The 19,947-nt window shown below is 70.8% G+C and carries 17 protein-coding genes; 3 read left to right on the top strand and 14 right to left on the bottom strand.

The features are described 5' to 3' along the window. Positions 1-168 precede the first annotated feature (168 nt). The 14 genes from A6048_RS06445 to A6048_RS06385 all read right to left on the bottom strand — a co-directional run bounded on the left by A6048_RS06445 (position 169) and on the right by A6048_RS06385 (position 16,945). Positions 169-1,017 (bottom strand): cell division protein FtsQ/DivIB, encoded by an 849-nt coding sequence (locus tag A6048_RS06445; RefSeq protein WP_235027435.1) that lies wholly within the window; start codon positions 1,015-1,017, stop codon positions 169-171. A 13-nt stretch (positions 1,018-1,030) separates the two neighbouring features. After that, positions 1,031-2,452 (bottom strand): UDP-N-acetylmuramate--L-alanine ligase, encoded by a 1,422-nt coding sequence (murC, locus tag A6048_RS06440; RefSeq protein WP_216694275.1) that lies wholly within the window; start codon positions 2,450-2,452, stop codon positions 1,031-1,033. An 83-nt stretch (positions 2,453-2,535) separates the two neighbouring features. Continuing rightward, positions 2,536-3,654: an undecaprenyldiphospho-muramoylpentapeptide beta-N-acetylglucosaminyltransferase gene (murG, locus tag A6048_RS06435; RefSeq protein ID WP_107748305.1), complete on the bottom strand. Its 1,119-nt coding sequence runs from the start codon at positions 3,652-3,654 to the stop codon at positions 2,536-2,538. After that, entirely contained in the window at positions 3,651-5,363 is a 1,713-nt protein-coding gene (gene ftsW / locus A6048_RS06430) for a putative lipid II flippase FtsW (RefSeq protein ID WP_244911059.1), read from the bottom strand. The genes murG and ftsW overlap by 4 nt, the downstream gene beginning before the upstream one ends. 3 nt (positions 5,364-5,366) lie before the next feature. Next, positions 5,367-6,923 (bottom strand): UDP-N-acetylmuramoyl-L-alanine--D-glutamate ligase, encoded by a 1,557-nt coding sequence (gene murD / locus A6048_RS06425; RefSeq protein ID WP_107748304.1) that lies wholly within the window; start codon positions 6,921-6,923, stop codon positions 5,367-5,369. After that, entirely contained in the window at positions 6,920-8,014 is a 1,095-nt protein-coding gene (gene mraY / locus A6048_RS06420) for a phospho-N-acetylmuramoyl-pentapeptide-transferase (protein ID WP_107748303.1), read from the bottom strand. The genes murD and mraY overlap by 4 nt, the downstream gene beginning before the upstream one ends. Further along, entirely contained in the window at positions 8,011-9,525 is a 1,515-nt protein-coding gene (locus A6048_RS06415; protein WP_107748302.1) for a UDP-N-acetylmuramoyl-tripeptide--D-alanyl-D-alanine ligase, read from the bottom strand. Before A6048_RS06415 ends, mraY begins: the two co-directional genes overlap by 4 nt. Further along, on the bottom strand, positions 9,522-11,081 hold the full coding sequence (locus A6048_RS06410) for a UDP-N-acetylmuramoyl-L-alanyl-D-glutamate--2,6-diaminopimelate ligase (protein WP_107748301.1): 1,560 nt from the start codon (positions 11,079-11,081) through the stop codon (positions 9,522-9,524). Before A6048_RS06410 ends, A6048_RS06415 begins: the two co-directional genes overlap by 4 nt. A gap of 76 nt (positions 11,082-11,157) precedes the next feature. Further along, positions 11,158-13,071 (bottom strand): peptidoglycan D,D-transpeptidase FtsI family protein, encoded by a 1,914-nt coding sequence (locus tag A6048_RS06405; protein WP_107748300.1) that lies wholly within the window; start codon positions 13,069-13,071, stop codon positions 11,158-11,160. Between the two features lie 25 nt (positions 13,072-13,096). Further along, positions 13,097-13,885 carry a cell division protein FtsL gene (gene ftsL, locus A6048_RS18225; RefSeq protein ID WP_146166365.1) on the bottom strand — a complete coding sequence of 263 codons (789 nt, stop codon included), beginning with the start codon at positions 13,883-13,885 and terminating at the stop codon, positions 13,097-13,099. Further along, positions 13,882-14,904 (bottom strand): 16S rRNA (cytosine(1402)-N(4))-methyltransferase RsmH, encoded by a 1,023-nt coding sequence (gene rsmH / locus A6048_RS06400; RefSeq protein ID WP_107748299.1) that lies wholly within the window; start codon positions 14,902-14,904, stop codon positions 13,882-13,884. The genes ftsL and rsmH overlap by 4 nt, the downstream gene beginning before the upstream one ends. Before the next feature lie 189 nt (positions 14,905-15,093). Further along, on the bottom strand, positions 15,094-15,570 hold the full coding sequence (locus A6048_RS06395) for a division/cell wall cluster transcriptional repressor MraZ (RefSeq protein ID WP_107748298.1): 477 nt from the start codon (positions 15,568-15,570) through the stop codon (positions 15,094-15,096). Between the two features lie 383 nt (positions 15,571-15,953). Continuing rightward, complete coding sequence (locus A6048_RS06390) at positions 15,954-16,364, bottom strand: DUF3040 domain-containing protein (protein WP_107748297.1); 411 nt, start codon at positions 16,362-16,364, stop codon at positions 15,954-15,956. A gap of 176 nt (positions 16,365-16,540) precedes the next feature. Further along, positions 16,541-16,945: an SAV_6107 family HEPN domain-containing protein gene (locus A6048_RS06385; protein ID WP_107748296.1), complete on the bottom strand. Its 405-nt coding sequence runs from the start codon at positions 16,943-16,945 to the stop codon at positions 16,541-16,543. A 92-nt stretch (positions 16,946-17,037) separates the two neighbouring features. Between A6048_RS06385 and A6048_RS06380 the strand changes: the two genes are divergently transcribed. From A6048_RS06380 to A6048_RS06370, 3 genes are read left to right on the top strand one after another with little or no spacing between them, the layout of a single operon-like run. Next, positions 17,038-17,637, top strand: coding sequence for a GNAT family N-acetyltransferase (locus tag A6048_RS06380; RefSeq protein WP_107748295.1), 600 nt, complete (start codon positions 17,038-17,040; stop codon positions 17,635-17,637). Then, a complete protein-coding gene (locus A6048_RS06375) occupies positions 17,621-19,207 on the top strand; it encodes a phytoene desaturase family protein (protein WP_107748294.1) in 1,587 nt (528 codons plus the stop codon). Before A6048_RS06380 ends, A6048_RS06375 begins: the two co-directional genes overlap by 17 nt. After that, positions 19,204-19,932 (top strand): LppM family (lipo)protein, encoded by a 729-nt coding sequence (locus A6048_RS06370; RefSeq protein ID WP_107748293.1) that lies wholly within the window; start codon positions 19,204-19,206, stop codon positions 19,930-19,932. Before A6048_RS06375 ends, A6048_RS06370 begins: the two co-directional genes overlap by 4 nt. Positions 19,933-19,947 lie beyond the last annotated feature (15 nt).

Genomic DNA, 19,947 nt, shown 5'->3' with positions numbered 1-19,947 from the left:
CTTTGGGGGTGTCGTGCTCGGTTGCATGCTGTCTCGACGAAAGACCCTCGCCTAACTCTCACCCTCTAGTTGAGGGTTAAAGTTGCTGGTCAGAGGCGGTTTCCGCCGTCGGATCACACGGTAGGGGCACCGGCCCCGCACGTCCACGAGGCTCGCGGGCGTGTCGGTCTACCGCGAGGCGGGCAGCGCCGGATTCGACACGTTCCAGACCTCGCCGGGCTGCTCGAGGACCATCTGCAACGCGACCGCCTTCTCGCGGTCGCGACCCGCGGCTCCCCATTCCACGGTCCGCCCGTCGACGAGGGTGAGCACGATCGACGCCGGCGTCTCCACGTCGACCGCCACGATCTCCTGACCCGCGGTCCCCCGGACCTCCGCGAAGACCGTCGCGAGGTCCCGGACGATCCCGGGTAGGTCGGAGCGGGCCTCCTCCCCGACGGTGAGTTCGGGCGTTCCGGGTGGCGGGTCCCCCTGCCCGAAGTCGATCCCCTGCCCGTCGACCAGATGCTGTTCGCCGTCGACCTCGACCACGACCAGCGCGGTCCTCTCGATCAGCTCGATCCGCAGGCCCGACGGGTAGTCGCGCCTGACCGTGACCTGGTCCACCCTGGGGATCCCCGCCACGCGGCGCGCCACCGCGTGGGTGTCCACCTGGAGCAGTGGGGTCCCGGGGGACACCGCCGCCCGCTCGGTCACCACCTCCACGGGGATGGTCCTGGTCCCGACCACCTGCACACCCCGGACGGAGAACACCGGAAGGAAGTACAGCGCGATGTATCCGACCAGGAGGACGACCAACGCCACGCCGAGCCCTACGTAGATGCGGTTGGTACGGCGACGGCGCCTGCGCAGCGTGGCACGGACCGCCGGGTCGGAGTGCCGAACCCGCTCGTCGGAGCTCCGCACGGCGGCTGCGGCGAGCCTCCGGTCCGGGTCGTCCGAGGTCGAGGTGTCCGGCTCGTCCGAGGTCGTGGCGTCCAGCTCGACAGCCGGGTGCTCGAGTGGCTCGTCGGTCACGGCGCGACCCTCGTCACGAATCCGCCCCGCTCCCCGCGGGTCCTGCCACGATCCTCCGGCCGAGCGTGGTGATGTCGCCGGCTCCGAGAGTGAAGACCACGTCGTCGGGCCGAATGATGGCCGACACCGTCGACGCGGCCGCGTCGAGGTCGGGGACGTGATGGACCGGGGAGGTGACGTGACGGGCCACGAGTCCTCCGTCGACGCCGGCCTCGGGTTGCTCGCGTGCGCCGTACACGTCGAGCACCACCACCTCGTCGGCAATCGACAGGGCCTGCCCGAACTCCTCGGCGAAGATGCGGGTCCGCGAGTACAGGTGAGGCTGGAAGACGGCGATCAGGCGGCCCCCGTCCGCGGCGACGATCTCCCGTCCGGCGCCCAGGACAGCCCTGACCTCGGTCGGGTGGTGCGCGTAGTCGTCGTACACCCGGACCCGTCCGCCCTGCACGACAGCCGAACCCTTGGGTTCGAATCGGCGCCCCACTCCCCCGAAACCGGACAGCCCGGCGAGGAAATCCTCGACGTCGATGCCCGCGACCCCAGCGACCTCCCGGGCGGCCAGGAGGGCAGCGAGAGCGTTGAGTGCCATGTGTCGGCCCGGGGTCCCCACGTGGAGCTCGCCGCGCGGCTGCCCGTCGAGCGTGAGCTCGGCCCGGGTCCCGCCCGAGTCCACGTCGATCCCGGCGAGTTCGCCCACCACCGGCAGGTCCGTTACCAGGCCGGTCGACGTGCGGTAACCCACCACGCGGACCCCCAGGGTGGCCGCCCGCCGCGCGCGCTCGGCCGCTCCCGCGTCGTCGAGGCACGCCACCAGGACACCGGTGTCCGGGATGCGGGCGAGAAAGGTGTCGAAGACCTCGAAGTACGCCTCGGCCGTGCCGAAGTGGTCGAGATGATCGGGCTCCGCGTTGGTCAGGATCACCACGTCGGGCTCGTAGTGCACCAGTGAACCGTCGGACTCGTCGGCCTCGGCCACGAACACCGGGTCGGTTCCGCCGTGGGCGTTGGTGCCGAACTGCAGGACCGTACCCCCCACCGCGAAGGACGGGTCCGCGCCGGCGGCCAACATGCCCGCGATCAGCATCGACGTCGTGGAGGTCTTCCCGTGCGTGCCGCACACCATGATCGAGCGGCCCGCCCGGGCGAGGTGCCCCAGGACCTGGGACCGGGTGACGACGGGGATGCCGGAGGCCCGGGCCGCGACCAGTTCGGGGTTGTCCGCGGGAATCGCGGCCTTGGAGACCACCACGATCTGCGGCGGTGCGTCGAGCGCCTCCAGCGCGGCGGCGTCGTGGCCGACCCGGACCACAGCTCCGCGGGCCTCGAGCGCGCGGAGGTCCGCCGAATCCCGGGCGTCGCTGCCCGAGACCGCCACACCGTGGTCGAGGAGGATGCGTGCGACGGCGGACATTCCCGCCCCACCGATCCCGATCATGTGGACCCGGGTCAGGGTGGCGGGAACAGACCCCGCCGTGACGTCGTCTCCGGTGGAGCGGGCTTCTGGAGTGGTGCTCTCGGTCAACGCCGGGCCTTCCCGGCGGCGTCGAGCGCGATGCGCGCCACGACCTCCGCCGCATCTCGTGAGCCGCCACTGACGGCGGCGGCGGACATGGTCTGCAGCCGGTTGCCGTCCAGCGCGAGCGGCAGGATCGTGGACCGCAGGTGATCCGGGGTGAGTGCCGCGTCCTCGACGAGCAGCGCCGCGCCGCCGGCCACCAGGTCACGGGCGTTGAGTGCCTGCTCCCCGTTGCCGTGCGGGAGCGGGACGAACACCGCGGGCAATCCGACGGCGGACACCTCGGCAACCGTGATGGCCCCCGAGCGGCACAGGATCAGATCTGCGGCCGCGTACGCCAGGTCCATGCGGTCCAGGTACGGCACCGTCACGTAGGCGGGCCCGTCCCCCACCACGACCGGTGCGTCCGCGAGGTTCTTGGGTCCCACGGCGTGAAGCACCCCGACGCCGGAGTCGGAGAACTCCTGCGCCACCGCGGCCATCGCGGCGTTGAGGGACCTCGCCCCCTGGGATCCACCCACGACCAGCACTGTCGGCGCATCCGGATCCAGCCCGAATGCCGCGCGGGCCTCGGCGCGGAGTGCCGCGCGGTCGAGTGTGGCCACTGCGCGCCTGACCGGGTTGCCCACCACCCGGGCGTCAAGGCCGGAGCCGCTGACCGCCGCCAGGGTCGCCACCGCGAACCTGGCGCCGAGCTTGTTGGCGATCCCCGCGCGGGCGTTGGCCTCGTGGACCACGATCGGGACACGGCCCCTGGTGAGGGCTGCCGCCAGGTAGACGGGGACACAGGCGTACCCGCCGAATCCCACCACGACGTCGGCCTCCGTCCGGCGCAGCATGTCGCGGGCGCCTCGCACCGCACGCACCAGTCGCGCGGGCAGACGGAGCAGGTCGCCACCGATGCTCCGGGGCAGGGGAACCGGGTCGACCAACTCGAGCGGGAATCCGCGGCGCGGGACCAACTCCGTCTCGAGACCCTTGGGGGTGCCGACGGCGGTGACGCGTGCGGCCGGGTCGAGCCCGACGACCGCCTCACCCACGGCGAGGGCGGGTTCGATGTGGCCCGCGGTCCCGCCGCCCACGACGAGGACCGAGGGCCCACCGGTACGGGATGCGCTCATCGTTCCCGTCCCCGGTGGATCGGGCTCGGTGTGCCGGCGCGCGGGGACTGCCGGGACCCGGGCTCGGGTGCGGGGCGCCGGGGCTGGCGACGTTCGGCCTCCCGGTCACGGACAGGGCGGGCGTTGCGACCGGTCATGGCGGTGGCCCCGCGGCGCCGGTCACGAGCGGTGTCGGCCGGGATCGGCATCGACTCGTAGGCCGGGGCCTTGGGAGCGCCGCGCGCCGGACGCGGTGCAGGAGCGGGCTGGGCGCCCCCGCGAGCTCCCTGGGACCTGTCGCGGCCCGGGGTCGCGGACGGCCGTGCGGCGGACGGTCGGGCGGCGGGCGTCCGCGGGGCCGCCTGCCGGGTGACGGGCGCGCCGTAGCGACGGGCACCGGCACTCGAGCGGCCGGGCGCATCCGAGGCCGGGACCGGGCGCTCGGGGGTGTACGGGCGCGGGTCCGGGAGTGTGAACCACCGACGCCGACGGCGCTCCGGGGAACTGAGGATCGCCGAGATCGCCTCGGGCTCGTGCCGCGCACAGTTGGCGAGCAGTCCGAGGGACGCGAGGGTGACGATCGCCGAGGTGCCGCCGTTGGAGATGAGGGGCAGCTGGAGGCCGGTGACCGGGAGCAGACCCACCACGTACCCGATGTTGATGAACGCCTGGAGGACGATCGTCGTGGTGATGGTGCCGGCCAGCAGGCGCCGGAACGGGTCGGCCGACCGCAACGCGATGCGCATGCCCGCCCACCCCAGCGCCAGGTACAGCGAGACGACCACGGCAGCGCCGAACCAGCCGAGCTCCTCGCCGATGATCGCGAAGATGAAGTCGTTGGTCGCCTCGGGAAGGTAGAACCACTTGGCGCTGGACTGTCCCAGGCCCACCCCGAAGAGTCCGCCCTCCGCGAGCGAGAGCATCCCCTGATACGACTGGTACCCCGAGCCCTGCGGGTTCGAGAAGTCGCCGACGAAGGTGTTGAAGAACGTTCGGATGCGCTCGAAGCGGTAGGCGAACGTCACGGCGAGCACGCCGAACACGACGGTGCCGAACGCGATCACCCACACGAAGTGCCGGGTTGGGTACCCGGAGAACCACAGCACGCAGAGGAACGCGATGGTCACCGCCGTGGCCATGCCGAGGTCGGGGGCGACGACGACGAGGGCGGCGACCACCCCGTACCCCACGATGGCCGGGAAGAGCAGGTCGAGCCAGTACCCGGTGCGGATGCGCTTGGCCACCACCGACGACGCCCAGACGATGAACGCCAACTTGGCGATCTCCGCGGGCTGGATCCCGAAGAACCCGAGATCGATCCAGCTGCGCGAGCCGTTGATCTCCATTCCCACACCGGGGATCAGGACGGCGACGAGCAGGCCGATGGACACCAGCAGCATCGGCAGCGCGGCCGCCCGGAGCAGTTCGAAGCGCATACGCAGGGCCACCACGAACGCCACCCAGCCGATCGTGACGAACACCGCCTGGCGCAGGAAGATGTCGAACGGCGTGCCGCCGCCGGAGAACGCGAGGACGTTGGAGCTCGACAGCACCATCCCCAGGCCGATCACGGTGAGCAGGGCGGTGACCACCATGACCACGTGGTACGAGGTCAGCGGCGCACGGTTGATCGCGGCCAGCGGCGCGGCGATGCGGCCCAGGAGGTCGGGCCGGGTCACGGCGCCGGCACCGTCGGCGTCGTCTCTTCGAGCGGGTTCGTGAAGTGCCATGCCCTACCTCCCGGCGACCCGGCCCACGGCGAGAGCGAAGCTGCGCCCGCGGTGACCGTAGTCGGTGAACATGTCCATCGACGCGGCGGCGGGGGCGAGCAACACGGTGTCGCCTCCGGTGGCCATCCGTGCGGCCTCGGCGACCGCGCGGTCCATCGTCTGCTGCGGCTCGTCGGGAGCCGCCGCACCGACATCGTCTCCCGAGGCCAGCTCCACGACGGGCACCCCCGGCGCGTGTCGGGACAATGCCTCCGCGATCCGCCCGCGGTCGCGGCCGATCAGGACCACACCGCGCAGCACGGTCGACACCTCGGCCACCAGGGGGTCGACATCGGCGCCCTTGAGCAGCCCGCCGGCGAGCCACACCATCGTCCCGCCGGCCAGCAGCGAGGTGCGCGCGGCGTGCGGGTTGGTCGCCTTCGAATCGTCCACGTAGCGGACCCCGTCCACCGTGTCGACGAGTTCGGCGCGGTGCGCGGCCACCGTGAACCCCCTGAGCGCGGCGGCCACATGCTCCGGTCGCGCCCCCACCGACATCGCGACGGCCGCGGCGGCCAACGCGTCGATGATGCCCGCGGGCCCGGGCGGGCGGACGTCCACGGCCGGCAGCAGCGTCACCTCGTCGTCGTCCCGGTCCCGGTCACCGATCCGCGCGGTGAGGACACCGTCGGTCACACCGAGCTCTCCCGGACCGGGTGCGCCCAGGCGCACCCCGATCCGAGTGGGGGCGGGGGCCTGCGCCAGCAGTCGGGAGGCGATCTCGTCGTCGGCGCCGGCCACCGCGACCCGCCCCGTGAGGACGCGCGCCTTGGCAGCGGCGTAGGCCTCCATCGACCCGTGCCAGTCCAGGTGGTCCTCCGCGATGTTGAGGACCACTCCCACGTCGGGTCGGCAGCTGGGCGCCCAGTGGAGCTGGAAGCTCGACAGCTCGGCCGCGAGGACGTCCACCCTCGGCTCGGCGAGCAGCACCTCTGTCACTGGAAGGCCGATGTTGCCGCACGCCCGCACGGCCATCCCCGCCTCCCCACAGATCGCCTCGAGCATCGAGGTGGTGGTGGTCTTGCCGTTGGTGCCGGTCACCGCGAGCCACGTGCGTCGCGGCCCGAACATCTCGGCGGCGTCCGCGCGCCAGGCCAGTTCGACGTCGCCCCACACCTCGAGGCCCGCCTCGGCGGCGGCGCGCAGCAACGGAGAGTTCGGTCGCCAGCCGGGGCTGGTCACCACCAGGTCGACTCCACCCGCATCGGTGCCACCGAGCAGTTCGGCGGCCCGGTCCAGGCTGATCCCGGTGCAGCTCACCCCGTCCCGGAGTGCCTCTCGCAGCAGGTCGACCGCGTCCGGTCGCGAGTCCGCCACCACGGGCTCGGCGCCGAGCGCGTGGAGGATCCGGACCGCCCCCGGGCCGGACACGCCGGCGCCGAGCACGAGGACCCGTGCGCCGGACAGGTCGCGGATGTCCACAGCCGTCCGCGCCAGATCCTGCTGTGCCTGACCACCCTGTGCTTGATCACCCTGTGCTTGATCACCCTGTGTCACCTCGTACCGCGTCACGTCCGTCATCCCGTCGAGCTCGCGAGCCAGTCACCGTAGAACAACGCGATGGCCAGGCCACAGGAGATGGCCACGAGCAGCCAGAACCGGATGGTCACCGTGGTCTCGGCCCAGCCGCCGTTCTCGAAGTGGTGGTGGATGGGTGTCATCCGGAACGGACGACGACCCGTGGTCCGGAACGCCACCACCTGGATGAGCACGGAGACGAACTCCATCACGAAGACCGCACCGACGACGACCATGAGCAGCTCGGTGCGCGAGACCACGGAGACACCCGCGACGATGCCGCCCAGGAACATCGATCCCGTGTCGCCCATGAAGATCTTGGCCGGTGCCGCGTTCCACCACAGGAACCCCAGACACGCCCCGAGCGCTGCGGAACACACCACGGCGATGTCGAGCGGATCCCGGACCTGGTAGCAACCTGACAGGTCCACCCCCTCGGCCGTGGAGAAGCACGAGTACCGGAACTGCCAGAAGCTGAACACCACGTAGGTGCCCATGACCATGGCCATGGAACCGGCGGCCAACCCGTCCAGACCGTCGGTGAAGTTGACCGCATTGGACCAGCCGTAGACCAGGAGCACGATGAAGACCAGGAATACGACCACCGGGAAGGTCACGGCGACGAAGTCGCGCACGTAGCTCAGTGACCTGCTGGCCGGCGTGAGCCCGTCGTCGTTGCGGAAGCCCAACACCAGGATTCCGAACGCGAGGGCCGCGAGGACCTGCCCGATGGTCTTGGACAGGATGCCCAGGCCCTTGTTGTGCCGCTTGAACACCTTGAGGCCGTCGTCGATCATCCCGACCGCCGCCAGCGCTGTCGCCAGTCCGAGGATGAGCAGGCCCGAGGCGGTGAATCCGCCGCCGCCCACCGTCAGCTGGCCGACCAACCCGGCCACGATGTAGCCGAGCCACACCGCGGCGAGGATCGCGATCCCGCCCATGTTGGGCGTCCCGCGCTTGCTCATGTGCGATTGCGGGCCCTCCAGGCGGATCTCCTGCCCGAAGCCGTGCCTACGGAAGTAGATGATGAGCACCGGGGTGAGGAAGATGCTCACGACGAAGGCCACGATGCCTGCGATCATGATCTGGGTCATTCGGACTTCTCCTCACCACGCGTCGCGAGCAGATGCTCCGCGACGCTCCACAAACCGACGGCCGCCGAGGCCTTGACCAGCACCACATCCCCGGGTTCCACACGCTCGTCGAGGACGGCCAGCGCCTCCTCGACGGTCTCGACGTGCTCCGCCTCCGCTCCCCACGAGCCCTCCTGCACCGCTCCCTGGAACAGGGCACGCTGGGGCCGACCCCGGCCGACCACCACGAGCTGGGATACGTCGAGGCGAACGAGGAAGCGACCGATGAGGTCGTGCTCGGTGACCGAGTCCTCTCCGAGCTCGGCCATCTCGCCCAGGACCGCCCAGGTCCGGCGGTGGCCCCCACCCGACCGCGCCATCACCGCCAGCGACTTGAGCGCGGCCCGCATCGAATCGGGGTTGGCGTTGTAGGAGTCGTTGATCACGGTGACACCGTCCACGGTGGCCCGGACGTCCATCCGGCGCGCGGAGGCGGCCCGGGCGGTGCCGAGTGCGGCGGCGACGGCGTCGACGTCCATCCCGCAGGCCATACCCACCGCGGCGGCCGAGAGGGCGTTGCCCACCTGGTGCTCACCGTGGACACGGAGAGCCACGTCCGCGTGGCCGTCGGGGGTCACCAGACGGAAGGAGGCCCGGACCTCGTCGTCGAGCGTCACGTTCTCCGCGCGGACGTGTGCGGACCGGCCCGACCCGACGGTCACGACCTCGGCGGAGGTGCGTCCGGCCATGCCGAGGACCCGGTCGTCGTCGGCGTTGAGCACCGCCAGCCCCCCGTGGGCTGCGTCCGGAAGGGCCTCGACCAGCTCACCCTTGGTGGCGGCGATGACGTCGCGCGACCCGAACTCACCGAGATGCGCGGTCCCCACGTTGAGCACGACCCCGATCCTGGGGGGCGCGATCCCCGCGAGATCGCGGATGTTGCCGGGGGCACGGGCACTCAACTCGAGCACCAGGAAGTCTGTGGTCTCGTCGGCGCGAAGCGCGGTCCAGGGGTGGCCGATCTCGTTGTTGAACGATCCGGGCGGCGCGATGACGGTGCCGGCGGCGGAGAGGACCGCACCGATGAGGTCCTTGGTGCTGGTCTTGCCGGACGAGCCCGTGATCCCCACCACGACGAGTCCGTGCTCGGCGACGAGCCTGTCCACGCTGGCACGCGCGAGGGATCCGAGTGCTGCCAGGACCGCGGCGCCGGACCCGTCGGAATCCGCGGCCAGGGCCATGGCGTTGGTCTCCCGTCGGTCGACGGGCGGCACCACGATCTGGGCGCCCGCCCCCGCGGGGACGTCGGTGATCTCGCGGGCGACCAGCGCGGCCACCGCGCCCGCCTCCAGGGCGCGGGCGACGAAGTCGTGTCCGTCGACCCGCTCTCCCGGGAGGGCGAGGAACAGTCCCCCCGCCTCGAGACGACGCGAGTCGAACTCGACGGAGCCGGTCACGGCGGTCGCGGGGTCGCCGCCGACCAACCGACCGCCGACGATCCCGGCGATCTCGCCGAGGGTGAGGTCGATCATGACGTCCTGTCCTCCGTCCGGCCTGCCGAGTCGGTGTACTCCAGGCGCCTGATGAGTTCTTCGGCCGCACGGGCCCGGTCGTCGAAGGGGAAGACGGACCCGTTGATCTCCTGGCCGGTCTCGTGGCCCTTGCCCGCGATCACCACCGCGTCCCCGGAGCGTGCCCAGTCGATCGCCGCCGCGATCGCGGCCCCTCTGTCGCCGATCTCCTCGACGCGGGTCCCACCATCGGCGGCCGCGTCGGCGCCCGCGCGGACGGCGGCACGGATCGCGGCGGCGTCCTCGCCACGGGGGTTGTCGTCGGTCACCACCACCAGGTCGGCGACCTCCGCGGCCGCCGCACCCATGAGTGGACGCTTGCCCGGGTCCCTGTCCCCGCCCGCACCCAGTACCACCGCGACCCGGCCCCGGGTCTGCGCTCGTACCGACCGCAGGACCGCCGCGACCGCGCCGGGTTTGTGGGCGTAGTCCACGAGCACCCGGAAGTCCTGGCCCCGGACCACGGGCTCGAGCCGGCCCGGCACCCGCACGTTCCGCAGCCCGGCGGCCGCGGCGCGGACGTCCTCGCCGAGGGCGTCGATGATCGCCAGCGCGACAAGCACGTTGGCCACGTTGAACCGGCCGAGCAGCGGCAGTTCCACGTCCACCACGAGATCCCGCGGTCCCCGGACGGTGAAGGTCTGGGTCTCCCGGTCAGTTGTGGTGGACTCTCCTGCCGTCCAGTCCGCCGATCCGTCCGGTTCGGCGGAGACCGTCACCGCGTCCGGACGCGACTCCCATAGTCGCCGGCCCCAGTCGTCGTCGATCACGATGACGGCGCGCTCGGCGGGGCGCACAGCCGAACCCGGGTCGGCCGCGTCGTCGAAGAGGCGACACTTGGCACGGAAGTAGTCCTCCATGCTCGGGTGGAAGTCCAGGTGGTCCTGGGAGAGGTTGAGGAACGCACCGACCGCGAACCGTGTCCCGTCCACTCGTCCCAGACGCAGCGCGTGGCTGGAGACCTCGGCGGCCACGGCGCGGGCACCCTCGGCGCGCATCACGCCCAGCAGCGCCTGGAACTCGGGGGCTTCGGGTGTCGTGAGACTGCTCGGCAGTGGCCGCCCGTCCACGCGGCTGCCCGTGGTGCCGATGATCCCGGCCACGCGCCCGCAACCCTCCAGGGCCGCCTCCACGAGGTAGGAGGTGGTCGTCTTGCCCGACGTCCCGGTGATACCGACGACATCGAGATCGGCGGACGGGTCACCGGCGACCGCCGCCGCGACAGCACCGAGAACCGACCTGGGTTCGGGGTGCACCAGGACCGGGACGCGTTCGGCGGCGGGTCCCATGAGGTCGAGCCCCGCGAGGTCGGTCAGCACGGCCGAGGCACCCGCCTCGACCGCGGTCGCGCCGAACGAGGCACCGTGGATCCTGGTGCCGGGCAGCGCCGCGAAGAGGATGCCGGGTCCTGCGTCCTGGGCGCGGATGGTGGCGCCGGTCAGGTCCGTGTGGGCTTCCGCCCTGTCGCCGAGGAGGGTGGCCCGCACCGCGTCCGCCAGCTGTGCCGCTGTCGTCATCGCCTGTCCTCGACCCGCCTCTCCGTTGTTCGTGACCTCCCGTGAACCCGCTACACGCTACCCTGCCGGTCGCGTGTCACTGCGCCTGCAGGATCAGGTCCGGTGCGGGGGCGGACGGAGGGATGTTGTCCCGGTTGACCAGCCATGAGGCGATGTCGTGGAACAGCGGCGCGGCGGACGCGCCGAGGGCCCCGCGCTGGGGGGCGTCGAGCATGATCGCGATCACGTACCGCGGATCGTCGGCGGGCAGGATCCCGGAGAAGGTGATCCAGTACCGGGAGTTTGAGTAGCAGGCACACGCCGGGTCGATCTGCTGGGCGGTGCCGGTCTTACCGCTGATCTGGTAACCGGCCACCGCGGCCTGCGGGCCCGTGCCGGCCTGCGCACCCGGCCCGGACTGCACCACCGAACGGAACATGTCGCGCACCGTGCGGGCGGTCTGCTCGCTCACGACCCGCTCGCCCTCCGGCCGCTCGGCCGCGTGGGTCCGGCCGTCCGGGTCCACCCGCTCGGCGACGATCCGTGGCGGAACCCGGACGCCGTCGTTGGCGATCGTCTGGTAGATGCCCGCCATCTGCAGGGTCGTCATGGACAGACCCTGACCGATCGGCAGGTTGGCGAAGGTACCGCCCTGCCAATTCTGCAGGTCGGGCACGAGCCCGTCGGATTCACCGGCGAGTTCGATGCCGGAGCGCTGCCCCAGTCCGAACTTCTCCAGGTACTCCGAGAACGACTCCTTGCCGACCCGCTGGGCCAGCATGAGGGTTCCGACGTTGGAGGACTTCCCGAAGATGCCGGTGGTCGTGTACGGCGTGGGTCCGTGCTGCCACGCGTCGGAGACGGTCACCCCCTCCATACTGATACTCCCGTCCACGGAGTGGACCTCCTCTGGATCGGTCAGGCCGCCCTCGATGGCCGCCGCGGCGGTGACGATCTTCTGCACCGAACCGGGCTCGAACGGCGAGGTGATCGCCGGGTTGCCGAGGTCGGCCCCGCGCTCGAGTTCGGCACCGATGCCCACCGCGGGGTTGAAGGTGTTGTCATTGGCCATCGCCCGGACCTCGCCGGTCCGGGCGTCCAACACGACCGCCGACGCGTTCTGCGCCCCCGAGGTGTCCTTGGCGGACTGCACGGCCTTCTGGACGTGCCACTGGAGGTCCGCGTCCAGGGTGAGACGGATCGTGTCGCCGTCACGGGGCGCGGAGACGTTCCGCAGTGTCCCGGGGATGACCGTGTCGTCCTGGGCCCTGTCGAAGGTCTGGCGGCCGTCCTCACCACCGAGCTCGTCGTTGAAGGTCGCCTCGATGCCCTGTAGCCCGATGAGTTTGCCGTCGTCACTCTTCGACGTGGCACCCACCACGTTGGCCGCGAGCGCTCCACCCGGGTATTCGCGGATGTCCACGCGCTCCGCGCCGATCATCGGGAACTTCCGGGTGATCGCGTTGGCCTGCGTCACATCGACGTTGCGGACGAGATAGGTGAAGCCTCCCCCGGAGGTGAGCTTGGCCTCGATCTCGTCGCGATCGACCTGGTCCCCGAGGACGGACTCGAACTCGTCACCGATCTCGTCGACGAGTTGGTCCCAGGTGGGTTTGGTGCGATCGAGTTCCTTGCGCGCTTCCGCGTTGCGCTGTTCGACCAGAGGCTGGATGGACAGGTCACGGGCTTCGCGGGTGAACGCGATGGGATCTCCGTTGAGGTCCACGATGGCTCCGCGGGTGGCGGGCAGCACCTGGTGGACCTGCCGTTGACTCTCCGCCCGGGCCGCGAGTTCGGTGCCACCGATCGTCTGCACCCACAGGAGCTTGACCAGCGCGATCACCATGATCACCGCGAAGGCGGACCGCATCCAGGTGAACCGTCGGTCGGTGGTCGCGGCGGTGAGGACCTTGCCGGAGCGGTTGGGCGGCCGACCGTCACCCGACCGGCTGCCGCGAGCGGCACCCGAGGGGACCCGGGGTCCCTTTCCCGGGGTGCGTCGATCGGTCATCAGGGGCCTTTCGCGGGTCGGTTCGTCAGAAGAGCGGGCCGGGTACCGGCGCGAGGGTCGCGGTGTCGCCACCCGGAGCGGGCGCGGGGGCCTGGGGTTCGGGGGCCTCGGCCGGGGCCGGGGCGGCGGGTTCGTCCATCGGGGCCGGTGGCGCCACCGGGGCCGGGCGGCCGGCGAGAGGCGGATAGGGAACGGGGGCGACCCCGCGCGGGGTCCTGTCCTGAGGCGCCTGCGCGGGCGGTGCGTCGAAGCCGTCCCGGTCGGGGGACGTCGACGGTTCGGACGCTACCGGAGCAGGCTGCAGGGGCTTGACCGGCGCGCCGAGCTTCGCCTCGGGCTCGCCGACCACCTCGATCACGCCGTCGGAGCCCCTGGTGAGGATCGGTGCACTGGCCACCCCGACCATCCCGAGTTTCTCCGCGCGCTGCGCCAGGACCTCGGCCGACCGGGCGCGCTCGTTGGATGCCTGGAGCGCCTCCATACGTTCGACGAGTTCCACATTGGCGTCGCGCGCGTTCTTGAGGTCGTAGGTGTCCTGGGTGGTCTGGGCCGACAGCAGGAGTGTGCCGCCCACGCCGGAGCCGATAAGGAGGAGCATGACGACGACGAAGGGGATCCGCCCCGCCAGTTCGGCAGGACTCAGCCGTTCGGCGGGGACCACCACTGTCCGGCGGCCCCGGACCGACCGGGTGACCGGCTTCCGGCGGAGTCCGACGGCCCCGGCGCCTGTGGCAGGCCGGGGGTTCTCGGTTGTCGACTCGCGCCTGGTGTCGAGGCCGTCCGCGGGATCCGACGTGTCGATCGTGCTCGTCATGGGGTTCTCCCGTCGATACGCCGGACGCATCGCACCCGGACCGAGGCCGAGCGCGGGTTGTGATCGATCTCGGACTGTGAGGCCTTCTCCGCTCCGCGGGTCACTGCCTCGAACTCCGGCCCGTGGCCGGGCAGTTCCACCGGCAGGCCGGCCGGGGTGCGCGAGGCGGTGCGCGTGGTCAGTTCCCGCTTGACGATCTTGTCCTCGAGCGAGTGGTAGGCCATGAACACGGCCCGCCCGTCCCCCCTCAGCAGGTCCAGGTATCCGGGTACCGCGTTCTCCACCGCCTCGAGCTCGGCGTTGACCTCGATGCGCAGTGCCTGGAACACGCGCTTGCCGGGATGCCCACCGGTGCGTCGGGCGCCCTGCGGGATGGTGTCGTAGAGCAACTCGACCAGCTGGGCACTCGAGGAGATCGGATCGGTCTCACGGCGGCGCACGATCGCGGAGGCGATTTGTCGGGCGAACCGCTCCTCGCCGTAGACCCGGAAGATCCTGGCGAGGTCATCACGCGTGTAGTCCGCCAGGATGTCGGCAGCGGTCGGACCCGTGGTGGGGTCCATCCTCATGTCCAGCGGCGAATCGACCGAGTACGCGAATCCTCGCTCGGCCACGTCGAGCTGCATCGAGGAGACGCCGAAGTCGAGCAGGACGCCGTCGATCGCCGGGCCGGCCTCGTCCCTGGCATCGGCGGGGAGGCTGTCCGCGATCAGGTCGAAGTCGTCGAAACGCGCGTGCACGGGAGTGAACCGATCCCGGTAGGCGGTGAGTCTGCGAGTGGCGATCTCGAGTGCTTCGGGGTCACGGTCCACCCCGACCACCCTCAGGTCGTCGAATTCGGCGAGGAGGTGTGAGGTGTGCCCGCCCAGGCCGAGCGTGCCGTCCACGATCACCGGGCTACGGCCCTCGGCGGCGGCGGACTCGACTATCGGCCGGAAGAGTTCGATGGTGCGGTCGAGGAAGACGGGGATGTGACCGGACCGGGCAGCCGCGCGGTCGGCGTCGGGCTCTTCCGCCATGTCGCCTCCCTCGCGTCCGGATGTCGTCGGTGCTCCGGTTGTGGTGGAGCCCCCTGGTCCCCGTCCGGTACCCACCTGGCGTTGGGGAAGTACGTCAGGGTGGTGCCGGGCAGGGGCCGGGGGGCTCCGTCCGTCGTGCTGTCGTTCCGTCGTGCTGTCGTTCCGTTGTGCCGTATCCGTCCCGGGGAGTCAGAACTCGATCCCCAGGGAAGTGCCCTCCATCTCGGAGAACACGGGTAGGTTCTCCGCGCTGTAGCGGTCCCAGGCCTCCGCGTCCCACACCTCGAGTCGCTCCCCGAGACCGTTGACCACGCAGTCCTTGCCGAGTCCCGCGTAGTTCCGCTGACTCGCCGGGATGGACACCCGCCCCTGCGAGTCGAGCTGCTGGACCTCCGCGCCGCTCACCAGGAGCCGGAAGAACGCCATGTGCCTCTCACTGAGGTTGGCGGTCGGCCGGACCTTTCTGACCAGCGCGTCGAACTCGCTTTCCGGGAAGACCGAGAGCGTGTTGGTGAACCACCCACACACCACCACCCCGTCCGCCAGGCCTGGCCTGAATCTCGCGGGGATCGTCAGCCGCCCCTTGTCGTCGAGCTTGGGACGGTGCGTCCCGTACCCGACAAAGGCTCGTTCGCGCTCGGAGTCGGTGGGGTTGGTGTCGGTCACCCGCCACCTCCTGGGTTCAGGCCCCTTCGAGCTCCTCGCGTCCCCCACTGTACCCCACAACGCCCCACAAACAAGGTCTGCGACCCACTTCTCCCCACCGTCGTGCATCTATGCAGTTCAACCCCACCAGACAAGACGCAGCACAGCGAACGAGGAGGAAAAGAACCCTGCCGCGGACACCGACTTCGGTTGAACTTCTGGGGCCTCTGTGACTATTTCAGACAGGAGGGGCAATCAATGGCCACATGGTGGGGCGAAGTGGAGAGACAGGGGGAAGAATGGTGGGGCACCTCGACGCCGAGCGCCCCGGAGCCCAGAAAATAGGCGGGAGGGGCGAGCGCGGATGCGCTCGCCCCTCCCGGGACGTGGTCGGTCCTAGTTGACTATTGCTCGAAACGACGGCGGAAGCGGTCCTCCATGCGAGACGAGTAGCTCTGCCCCTCAGCGCCCTTCGAGGACGCCTTACCCGTGCCGGGCACCCGGGCTCCGCCTGCGGAACCGGTCGACGACGAGCGCTTGGACGGAGCCGAGCGCATCGCCAACACGCCCGCCGCGAACATCACGAGGAAACCCACGAGACTGAGGACGGGGAAACCGCCCGGCTTGAAGTCGAGTGCCAGTCCGCCCACCAGGAGCGCCACCCCCACGAGACCGAGGATCACCACCAGCCCGGCAGGACGTCGACCACCGGTCCCACCAGTCTTTCGAACAGACGACGCGAACTTGGGGTCGTCGGCGTAGAGCGCGCTTTCGATCTCGTCGAGCATGCGCTGCTCGTGCTCGGACAGGGGCACTTCGACCTCCTCAGAACGCTCGTGGCTACGAGCTCGGCCGGCTTGGCCGTATGACGTCGACCGTCTACGGGGATCAGCCGGTCAAGGGTTCCCCCCATCATACGAGCGCAACGCGGTGGTGACCACCGAGATTCCGTGTATGCACCGGAAGGTCGCCCCACGAGTCGCCCTCGGCCTCATGCTGCCGGACCCAGAACCCCCAGCCGCTCGTCCACGAGGTCCAGGAACCGCCCGACGGCCCAGAGGAAATCGTCCGCCATCCTCGGTGTCACGGTGCGGGGAAGACCGTCCTCCACAGCGGCGGCCAGAACCGAATACCCGCCGAAGGCGGAGGCCCATTCCGCCAGTTCGGGGACTTCGGCGGCGAGCCGGTGCCACACGTCAGACGGTCCACGTCGACGCGGCCCCGGGGCCAGGAGCGCCGCTGCGGCGGAACGCGCGGCCCGGTACGACTCGAGAAACCGGTCGGCGGGCGACGATGCGGCCAGCGCGCGGCCACGGTGCATCTCGGCGCGACCCGCCCGACCGAGGGACCCGATGGCACCCCCGCCCGGCGCACGAACTCCGATTCTCGAACCCATCTCCGCTGCACCTCCCCTTCTGCCCGCACGGTATAGGCGGGGTCCGACACAACTCACGGTCGCGAGCGCCCGTACGTGATGAGATGACAAGGATGGACACCGTGATCGCCAGCCTGGACGCCGGGGAATTCCGTGACCGACTGCCGGAGGCGCTCGGTGTCTACGTCGACGCCATGGGATACCCGTCCCAGGTGATCCGATCGCGCGCCCCCGCGTGGATGGAGCACAGCCACCGGGACGGGTGGTCGGGGGTCGCGGCGTTCGAGGCACCGCGGCGGCGCCTTCTCGGACACGCCCGGGGGCCCCTAGTCGCCATCTGTTACGGCTACCGGGGCGCCCCTGGACAGTGGTGGTACGAGCAGGTGGCACGAGGGTTGCGAGAACAGGATCTGGCGTTGCCGGCGGACTACGTCGAACTCACGGAACTCCACGTGTCCCCCCGCTACCAGGGGCACGGCATAGGGACAGCCCTGCTCCGGCGGTTCCTGACAGGCCGACCGGAGGGATCTGTGCTGCTCTCGACCCCCGAGGTCCCCGACGAGGCCAACGGGGCGTGGCGGTTGTACCGGTCGATGGGCTTCACCGATGTGCTCAGGGCGTACAGGTTCGAAGGCGATGCCAGGCCGTTCGCCGTACTCTCGCGTCCGCTCCCCCTTTCCCAGCACGGAGGCCCGCGTGAACAATCGTCATGACGTCGTGGTGGTCGGCTCCGGCCACAATGGTCTGGTCTGCGCCGCCTATCTCGCCCGGTCCGGGCTCGACGTCCACGTGGTGGAGAAGGACACGGTCCTGGGCGGTGCCACCTCCACGGTCGAGCGTTACCCCGGGCACCGCACGGATCGCGGCTCATCAGCCCACTTGATGATCAGGCACACCGGTATCCCCGAGGAACTGGACCTGGCCGCCCACGGACTGCGGTACGTGGATTGTGATCCGTGGGGGTTCGCCCCCGCCCAGCCGGGCACCGACGCGCCGCCGATCGTCTTCAGCCGCGACCTCGACGCGACCTGCGCCAGCATCGCCTCCGCCTGCGGTGAGGCCGACGCGGACGCCTATCGCGAATTCGTCCGCAAGTGGGACGTCCTGGCCGCCCGGATGATGAAGGGCTTCGGTGTACGCCCCACGGCCGCGGGGCTGGGTTCCGCGTTCCTCGGTCGAGACGATCTCCGGGACCCCTTCGGTGCCGTCCAGACCTTCCTGTCCTCCGGGGATGCGCTGCTGGACGACACCTTCACGTCTGAGCGACTCAAGGCCGCCCTGTCCTGGTTCGGCGCCCAGTCCGGACCACCGATGTCCCATCCGGGTACGGCGCCGATGATCGGCTTCGCCGCTCTCATGCACCGGATCCCTCCCGGCCGCGCGATCGGCGGGTCGGGGGCCCTCGCCGAGGCTCTGGTGTCCGCCGTCCGAGCCGGTGGCGGATCGGTCACCGCGGGAGCAGGCGCCACGGCGATCCGCCGATCGGGGGCCGGATGGCGGGTCGACACCGAAGGGGGCCCGTCGTTGCACTGCTCCGCCGTCGTCGCGGCCTGTCACGTCCACACCACGCTCGATCTCCTCGCCCACGAACTCCCGGCGGTGAGGCTCGACGCCTGGCGCCGACGAATCCGTCCGGGGTTCGGCCTGGGGATGGTGGTCCGTCTGGGCACGACGGATCTGCCCCGGTACCCGGGTGTCCCCACCACCACCAGTGCACACGGGCTGCAGTTACTCGTGACGGACCGTCGCCGACTTGACCGCCGCTACGGGGTGGCCGCGGCCGGCGGACTCGATGCCGATCCCGCCGTCCTCGCCATGAGCTTCAGCTCGCTCGACCCCTCTCTCGCCCCGTCGGGTCGACACGAACTCACACTGTGGTCGCAGTGGCACCCCCGGCATCTGGCGGACGGGCGCTCCTGGTCCGAAGCGGGACCGGGTGAGGCGGACCGGATCATCGCGGCCGCCGAGCGGTTTGCTCCCGGGCTCACCGAGTCGATCGTCCACCGCCACGTCCAGACCCCGGAGGATCTGGAGACCGAGCTCGGGCTGATCGGGGGAAACGTGATGCACGTGGAGATGTCCCTCGACCAGATGCTCCCCATGCGACCCCACCCGGACCTGGCCAGGCACACAGTCCCCGGCGCCGAGGGCGTCTTCCTCGCGGGTGCCTCCACCCACCCCGGTGGTGGTGTCATCGGCACCAGCGGGCGGACGGCGGCTCGTCTCGTCGGTCGCCGTCTCGGCACGTCGACGCGGCGTGGGCGACGCCCCCGGGCACAATGACCACCGTGATCCAACCAAGCACCACCGCGACCAGACCCGTGACGGCCGCACACTCCACCGCCCGACGCCGAATCGTGGGCGTGACCGCACTGGTGACGATGCTGTTCGTGCTCACCGGGTGTCTCCAGCTGAACGCGCAGATGAGTGTGCGGAAGGACGACACCGTATCGGGTCGCATCCTGGTGGCCGGTGACCAGCCGGCACAGACGGCCGCTCTGGACCGGTTGTCCACGCCGTCAGGCCTGGAGCAGAAGGTGCGGATCACCGCCTACTCTGCGGACGGTTTCACCGGCAGGGAGATCTACTTCACCCAACTGACCTTCGCGGAGGTCGACGCGCTGTCGCTGGCCATCGAGGTCGAGGGTGCCCGGCCGTACTCCATGGGCTTCCGCCGAAGCGGTGACACCGTCTCCTTCACCGGTTCGGTGGACCTCTCCGGAATCCCCGCGGATCGAGCGGATGCCGCGACCACCCGGGTGGACCTCACCTTCCCCAACCGCATCAGCGAGACCAACGGCACGCTCGGCGGAGGCAACTCCGTGAGTTGGACCCCGGCGCCGGGGTCCATCACCCGGATGCAGGCGTCCTCGTCCTACCCGGACCCCGCCGCCCGCGGTTTCGCGGTGTGGATGATCGTCGGCATAGGCGCTGCTCTGCTGGTGTCCATCGGGACGATCCTGGCCGCCCGCACCTCCCGAGCCCGCTCGGACCGACTCGTACGCTGACGCCCCGGGGCCGCG

Origin of the sequence: Dietzia psychralcaliphila, from assembly GCF_003096095.1 — a bacterium.
Lineage (GTDB): Bacteria > Actinomycetota > Actinomycetes > Mycobacteriales > Mycobacteriaceae > Dietzia > Dietzia psychralcaliphila.
This window is presented reverse-complemented; position numbering and strand designations above follow the sequence as displayed.

Bases quoted from the DNA above. Each gene is read 5' to 3' on its own strand.
- murC (WP_216694275.1), bottom strand. From the start codon at position 2,452: ATGATCGGGATCGGTGGGGCGGGAATGTCCGCCGTCGCACGCATCCTC.
- murG (WP_107748305.1), bottom strand. From the start codon at position 3,654: ATGAGCGCATCCCGTACCGGTGGGCCCTCGGTCCTCGTCGTGGGCGGC.
- ftsW (WP_244911059.1), bottom strand. From the start codon at position 5,363: ATGGCACTTCACGAACCCGCTCGAAGAGACGACGCCGACGGTGCCGGC.
- murD (WP_107748304.1), bottom strand. From the start codon at position 6,923: ATGACGGACGTGACGCGGTACGAGGTGACACAGGGTGATCAAGCACAG.
- mraY (WP_107748303.1), bottom strand. From the start codon at position 8,014: ATGACCCAGATCATGATCGCAGGCATCGTGGCCTTCGTCGTGAGCATC.
- A6048_RS06415 (WP_107748302.1), bottom strand. From the start codon at position 9,525: ATGATCGACCTCACCCTCGGCGAGATCGCCGGGATCGTCGGCGGTCGG.
- A6048_RS06410 (WP_107748301.1), bottom strand. From the start codon at position 11,081: ATGACGACAGCGGCACAGCTGGCGGACGCGGTGCGGGCCACCCTCCTC.
- A6048_RS06405 (WP_107748300.1), bottom strand. From the start codon at position 13,071: ATGACCGATCGACGCACCCCGGGAAAGGGACCCCGGGTCCCCTCGGGT.
- ftsL (WP_146166365.1), bottom strand. From the start codon at position 13,885: ATGACGAGCACGATCGACACGTCGGATCCCGCGGACGGCCTCGACACC.
- rsmH (WP_107748299.1), bottom strand. From the start codon at position 14,904: ATGGCGGAAGAGCCCGACGCCGACCGCGCGGCTGCCCGGTCCGGTCAC.
- A6048_RS06385 (WP_107748296.1), bottom strand. From the start codon at position 16,945: ATGGGTTCGAGAATCGGAGTTCGTGCGCCGGGCGGGGGTGCCATCGGG.
- A6048_RS06380 (WP_107748295.1), top strand. From the start codon at position 17,038: ATGGACACCGTGATCGCCAGCCTGGACGCCGGGGAATTCCGTGACCGA.
- A6048_RS06370 (WP_107748293.1), top strand. From the start codon at position 19,204: ATGACCACCGTGATCCAACCAAGCACCACCGCGACCAGACCCGTGACG.